General features: G+C 55.2%; 7 protein-coding genes. All 7 read right to left on the reverse strand.

Annotation, left to right across the window (positions count from 1 at the left end; all coding sequences use genetic code 11):
• Positions 1-92 precede the first annotated feature (92 nt).
• The gene (locus GOX66_RS21195; RefSeq protein WP_170765252.1) at positions 93-887 is read right to left on the reverse strand and encodes a glycosyltransferase family 2 protein; all 795 of its coding nucleotides are present in this window, start codon (positions 885-887) and stop codon (positions 93-95) included.
• Positions 888-897: 10 nt separating this feature from the next.
• Entirely contained in the window at positions 898-1,710 is an 813-nt protein-coding gene (locus GOX66_RS21200; protein ID WP_170765254.1) for a sugar phosphate isomerase/epimerase family protein, read from the reverse strand.
• Entirely contained in the window at positions 1,707-2,651 is a 945-nt protein-coding gene (locus tag GOX66_RS21205) for an NAD-dependent epimerase/dehydratase family protein (protein WP_170765256.1), read from the reverse strand. Before GOX66_RS21205 ends, GOX66_RS21200 begins: the two co-directional genes overlap by 4 nt.
• Positions 2,652-2,690: 39 nt before the next feature.
• Positions 2,691-3,113 carry a GtrA family protein gene (locus GOX66_RS21210; RefSeq protein WP_170765258.1) on the reverse strand — a complete coding sequence of 141 codons (423 nt, stop codon included), beginning with the start codon at positions 3,111-3,113 and terminating at the stop codon, positions 2,691-2,693.
• Positions 3,113-4,282 carry an FAD-dependent oxidoreductase gene (locus GOX66_RS21215; protein ID WP_170765260.1) on the reverse strand — a complete coding sequence of 390 codons (1,170 nt, stop codon included), beginning with the start codon at positions 4,280-4,282 and terminating at the stop codon, positions 3,113-3,115. The genes GOX66_RS21210 and GOX66_RS21215 overlap by 1 nt, the downstream gene beginning before the upstream one ends.
• A 17-nt stretch (positions 4,283-4,299) precedes the next feature.
• Entirely contained in the window at positions 4,300-5,319 is a 1,020-nt protein-coding gene (locus GOX66_RS21220; RefSeq protein ID WP_170765262.1) for a hypothetical protein, read from the reverse strand.
• A 272-nt stretch (positions 5,320-5,591) separates the two neighbouring features.
• The coding region (locus tag GOX66_RS21225) for a tyrosine-type recombinase/integrase (protein ID WP_170765264.1) at positions 5,592-6,000 on the reverse strand (409 nt) is incomplete at its 5' end.

Here is a 6,000-nt window from a genome sequence, read left to right on the forward strand (position 1 = left end):
TTCTCGTCATAGGTCAGCAGTTCGTATTGGCGGGGGATCCTGAATTGCTTTGATATATCAGGCATGTCTGCCCTCAGGACCACTTCAGGTGTTTAGTTCTTGGGGTGATATCTCCTTGTTACAGCCCCAAATAATTCTCCAAGCAGATCCAGTTTCCCTCTGAACCCATTGATTTTGGTCGGTACGGCGCCGCTGTCGGGATAGGTGCGGGTCACGCCAACCTCGGTCACTTTATATCCAAGCTGTGATGCTCTGACGGACAGGTAAAACAGAAGGCTGTACCGCATGAAGATGTTCCGGAAAGGGCGGACACCCGGGTCGGCCAGAAAGGCACTGGAATAGCCTCGAAACCCGTTGGTGGTGTCGGTGAACCAATGACGTGCGGCAAGGCTGACCAGAGGGGCATGGATAAAACGGCCGGCAATCCAGCGTGATAGGGGCGTGTTGATTGCGCGGCCCCCGCGTGAATAGCGCGAGCCCTGGACATATCCAAATCCGGCCTCGAGCTTGTCGAGGATGCGCTGGATGCCATCGACACCATCCTTGCCGTTCCCATCCATGGTGATGATCGCCTCATAGCCCTGTTCCAGCGCCCAGGCATAGGCCATTCGTAATTGCGCGCTCAGTTTGCCGGGGCCGGTCTTTGTCAGACAGGCCCGGACCCGTCTGGGTTCAAGCTGGGTCGCATCTGTTGAACCGTCATTGGACCCACCATCCGCGATGATGATATCTACCGGTGGTGCAAGAGCGGCTATGGCATCCAACTGACCCAGCAACCGTTTGCCTTCGTTAATGACCGGGATGACCAGCGCCACTGCGGAATTACGGGGCTGAAAGACCTCACTTTCATATGTGGGAACTTGCCGGTCTGGTTCTATCTCGGACATTCGGCCCCTTTCACTCTTGCCCAAAACAGGCGGCAAGGGTTTCGGACAGCGCATCAAGCCCGCCGCGCATTTCTACCGAAATCCAATTTTGCCAGCCCGCCGCTTCAAGAGCTTCGGACATAGACTGAACAATTGGTGCCTGTGTTGACAGTGGGGCCAGTTCCGGGACGCTGAGATGAACATGGTGCGAAATCTCCAAAGCGTTGGAGAGCCAGCTTTCGAATGTTTTGATCTCGCCCGTCAGGATGGCCGCCCCAAGATCCAGATTCATGCGGATTGCAGGGTGATCGACCGATCTGACAACCGCCAGGGTGTCGGCAATGCTGGTCATGAAATTCGTGCCATACTGCATCGGATTGGGTTCCAGTGCGACGACCACACCGTTGGCGGCAGCCGTATCTCCCATCCTGAGAAAATTGTCGCGCCAGATCGCTTCTGCCTGTGTGGCGGCCATATCATCCGGGATCACCCTGTTTTGGGGAGAGCCGAAGACAAGGTTCCGGCAGTTCAGGCGCGCGGCAAGCCCGATTGCGCCTTTCATAGTCTCTTGCAGGGTCTCTTGCGCCATGGACGAGCCAAAAAGATGGGCCTCGGGGACACCAAACAGAAGGGATTGCATCGAGGACGGGCGCAGCCCGAATTCGTCAAGCTCGGCAAGCACCCGGTCGCATTCCTGTGTGGTCGCCTCCAGCGGTGCATCGAGGTCGGGAAACAGCAGCCCCGGCGCGAATTCAAGGCCGCTCACCCCGTGATCGCGCAGCAGCGCATAAGCTTCGAGCTTATGCTCAGGGGACCAGGCGATATTCGAGACCGAGAGCTTCATTGACCCAACCCGGTCAGCGTCCGGATACCTGACAGGATTGCGTCTCGCCCAAGCAGATAGCCGTCCTCACGCCCCCAGAGGTTCGCGTATCGGCTGCGCATATCCTGCGAGACCTTCGATGCTTCGCGATATGGGAATGCGTTGCCCGTAAGGTTTTCGTAGATGTCGCCCGCCCGCAGTGGCCGGGTTGCGAGGTTCAGGACCGATAGGTCGTTTTCGCGCGCTGTTGTGATGTCATCCCATAATCTGGACAGGCCGTAGAACTGAAACATGCTGTCCGCGTGTGTGAAGGCCAAGGCCGTCACCCCGGCATCCTCACAGATATCGCGCAGGCGTACGCTTGTGTCCGTACCTGCAATCTCGTCGCGGTTGCAGCGCCACATTCTTGCGCCCTCATCCCAGCTGAAACCGCGTTTGATAACCTGTTTGTCGGCGGAACTGGCAGCGGCATACAAGCCGTCGTATTTTTCAGACTTCAGAAAGGACGGCACCGGGTTCATGCAATCGAACAGGAAGTTCTTTTTCAGATTGTGTCCGAACAGGGCGGGCAGGCGCAGGACAAGATGGCTTGGGAAACGGTCTGCGATCAGGGTCTCGAACTCGCGGCGATGGCGGCCATAGGCAAGCTCGGTTTCAAAATCACCGCTGTCTTCTGTCACCGGCCTGGACGGGTCGCGGTAAACCGCGATTGTCGAAATCAGAACAACATGGTCTGCCCGCACCTGCCGCAGCTTTTCGAACAACCCCAGAATATTGGCCCGGTCCGCATCGGGGTTCTGATTGGCCAGCCACATCGTGGCGGGGACAGCCGAAACCACAAGCGTGTCGCAGTCATGCCCAGCCACCTGATCAATGTTTGATGAATTGAAAAGGCCCGAGAAGCTGTGCTGGCGGGTCAAGTTACCGCCAACAAATCCTGTGTACCCGACAAGACAGTCCATTACTCATTCCTTTGAAACTCTTTGACGTGCAATTCAGGCTCACAATTCCTCCGGCGGCAATTCTTGCATATTCCGACCGAATACAACGCGGGAATTTATAATAAAATTTACAGTAAGTGACACGCCTGCACCCGCCAGCAGGATTAAAACATCTCGTAGCCAGTTGGCTGTCATCACAACGTCAACAAAAGACTCAAGGATCACGATTGTCGCGATGCGTGCACATCCGGCAAAAGTCGCACTCAGCAGAACTCCGGCCAAACGCCGCATCGAAACCGCACTGGTTTCAGAACGAAACAGCCAGAATTCGAAGATCAGATAGTTGCATGCGCCGACAACCAAAAAGCTCAGCGTTGCCGACAGCCACAGCGGAAATCCGATAACCCGATGCAGAAAAAGGGCTGCTGCAATATCGACGACAAGGCCGATTCCACTGATAGCTGTGAACCTAAGAAAGCGCATCAGGTCTCGGTCACCAAATGTGGTGACAGACCGGCCCAGTCCGGACGTCTGGCCTGGAGAAATTCGAACAGGTCAAAAATATTGTCAATTTTCCCCCCCAGAATTGAGAACAGCCCCGGCAATTGCTCGTGTTCGTCCATTAAGATTGGCCGACCATCGTCAAATTCGTTGCGCAGCAGCACTGTCTTTACGTCAAAGAGGGACTTCTGCCATTCGATATTGGCCAGGCAGGGCATATAGCGGGCCGCGTCATTGACCATATGCCGCCAGCGGCTGTGACGTTGCAGCTGCTCAAACTGTTCATATGCGGACGGGCCAGCAGGTGTATCGATCCACGAAGCCTGTGGAGTATAGCGGACATGGGACAACGAATAGGCTCCTTCGGCCGGGAAGGGCATGATTGAAAAGAATGGTCCATCCATCAGGGTGACGGCAAGGCCGTTCAGTTCAGCGGGTTGTTTGACAAGCGCAATCTCGACCATCTCATGCTTGAGGGGATACAGGTCGAGGCCACTGTTTCTGAGCAGCGTATTGAGTTGAGCATAACCAACGTTGAAAACGGTTTTCGCACCAATTGTAGCGCCATTCGACAGATCGATTTCAAGATGCCCGCTTGCGGTTTTTCGGACCCGGTGTGCTTCGGTTTCGAACCAGACAGGGACCTCGTGCGTGGACATTCTTGTTTGCAGGTGTTGGCGCAGTCTGGTCCAGTCAAACGCGTATTCCTGGCAGGTAAACACCGCCTCAACTTCATTTGCATCGAACAAGGCGCATTGCGATGGGCTGGCCCGCTGAATGGGGGCTCCCATAAGTTTGTACATCGCCTCAAACCGGTTGGCCTGTACATGCGACTTGCGCTTTGAGATGGCATAAAGCATTTCGAAATCGTCCTGAATGCAATTCCGGAACGCGTTCGTGAAAATGGGAAAATTCTTCAGGGACCGCTGCGCGGTGACAAAATTTCGGGGATAATGCAGCCCCGAATGAACCCGTGCCTGATTGACCGCCGAGGCGCGGGTCATCAGTTCCGTGCCGCGTTCGACCACCAAAACCCGATCCGTCATGCTGCGAAACAGCAGGCTGAGTGCGCAGCCGAAGAAGCCGCCGCCAATTATGACAACGTCGAAATCTGCGCGGTCCGTAGGTGCTGGAGTTTCAGAATTGTTCATCACGGTGGATCGGGTAATCAATCCGGGGCCATGGTTTCGACATTGACCCTCCGGAAATTCTTGAAAAAATCGGTGTTGTTCAATTCCCGGATAACTTCGTCACCCGTATTGTCCTGAAGCCGGCTGAGAATCTGATAAAGGGCTGTTGAAATGGCACCGAATAAAAGCCCCGCCAGTGCAGTTGAGCCGCTGATTGCAATGCTGGTCGTAAACCAGCCGGGTTGCAGCGTGGCACCGAAGACAAACAGGCAGATCGCGTAGAAGAAAAACAAAACAGAGCAGAATGATACGAAAAAGCTTAGCATTGCGAGAAAACGCAGAATGCTGGGGGGGGAATTAGACAGAATCTCTATGGCCATCCCAAGTTTGAGGGAGATCGAGCGTCTGTTACGAAAACTCTGGCCCGGTTCGACGTCCAGTGTCGTGACATCATCAGAATGCCCCCCGTTGCGTGGCATGAAGCGCAAGGCGATTTCCCGGTCGGCCCTCGAGGCGATCCATCCGATATGAGAGCGGTGAAATGCTGCCGATCGCAGAATCTGGGGATCGACTTCATAACCTGAAATCAGGCTCAGCAGCCGGGCCGCAATGCGTGCTGGAAAACTGGCCCTATTTGTGTTTCGCAACCTGACAGAGGCACCGGTGCGGGTCATGGTGTCGTAGATTTTGTGCAGGTCGATAAGGTTTCGTTCATCCGGGGAAACAATGATTGCAAAATCACCGATTGTTTCCGTTGCGGCGATTACAGCCGCACGATATTCACCTGTCCCCTCGCGCAGGATAAGGCTGCGCAGATTGCGCAGGTTGAACAGGCGATCAAAAACCGTCCGGTTGCGCTCATAATCTGTTGTTGCGACAAGCAGCAGGATTTCAAAAAATTCAGTCGTGTTTTCCAGAAACTCCAGCGCCTCAAGCGTTGTCTTCTCGATATCTGCGATATCGCCTTTCGCCAGGATGGCAATGCTGATCAGATATTCACCGCGCAATTGTGGAGAGGCCGATTTCATTTGAGACGGGACAGCTGATGAAACCTGCAATTATCGCTCCTGAACCATCAAAGGGTTTTCCCGGAAAGTGTCCTTATGCGGGGAATATCTGTCAACATATATCGATATTCAGTCAGCTGCCGACGGGAATAAGCCTCTGACCACCAGGGATCACATCCTCATTCGGTGTCGGACCGATACTTTGCCCCGTGATTTTCAAAACGTTTTGTATGTCGGGCACCAGAACCAGCTCGTATGCAGCCAAATCGTAATCCGGGATGCCTTAGTCACTGATGGCGGCCACCACCATCACTGCTAAGGTTTCACCCCAGCAAGTCCGCTGCTGGATTCTCTGCAATATCGACATCGTCATAATACTTTTGCGCCTGGGCCATGGAGCGGTGCAGCGACAGGCGCATGGCGGCCTGGATCGGGGCACCGTCCAGCGCAGCCTGGGTCAGGAAGCCCGAGCGCAACCCGTGCGGCGAGGCGAAGCCCTCGGGCAGGCCAGCGAGCCTCAGCCGGTGTTTGACAATCTGGTAGATCGCATCCGGGCTGAGTCGGCGTTTCAGCACCCGCTCCGCTTTGGAGATTGGCCGGAACAGGGGGCCATCTTCGATCTCTCCCACCTCGATCCAATGTACCAGCGCCTGCGCCGCGCGGGTCTTGAGCACCAGCCGCGGGGTTTCACCCTTTTGGGTGGTCTTGGTCTCCAGCAAGGAGAGCCAGACC

It is taken from the genome of Ruegeria lacuscaerulensis (assembly GCF_013031245.1).
GTDB classification, from domain to species: Bacteria; Pseudomonadota; Alphaproteobacteria; order Rhodobacterales; family Rhodobacteraceae; genus Ruegeria; species Ruegeria lacuscaerulensis_C.

What these genes read in the sequence shown, in the direction of transcription:
- GOX66_RS21195 (WP_170765252.1), bottom strand. Translation starts at nt 887, where the DNA reads ATGTCCGAGATAGAACCAGACCGGCAAGTTCCCACATATGAAAGTGAG.
- GOX66_RS21200 (WP_170765254.1), bottom strand. Translation starts at nt 1,710, where the DNA reads ATGAAGCTCTCGGTCTCGAATATCGCCTGGTCCCCTGAGCATAAGCTC.
- GOX66_RS21205 (WP_170765256.1), bottom strand. Translation starts at nt 2,651, where the DNA reads ATGGACTGTCTTGTCGGGTACACAGGATTTGTTGGCGGTAACTTGACC.
- GOX66_RS21210 (WP_170765258.1), bottom strand. Translation starts at nt 3,113, where the DNA reads ATGCGCTTTCTTAGGTTCACAGCTATCAGTGGAATCGGCCTTGTCGTC.
- GOX66_RS21215 (WP_170765260.1), bottom strand. Translation starts at nt 4,282, where the DNA reads ATGAACAATTCTGAAACTCCAGCACCTACGGACCGCGCAGATTTCGAC.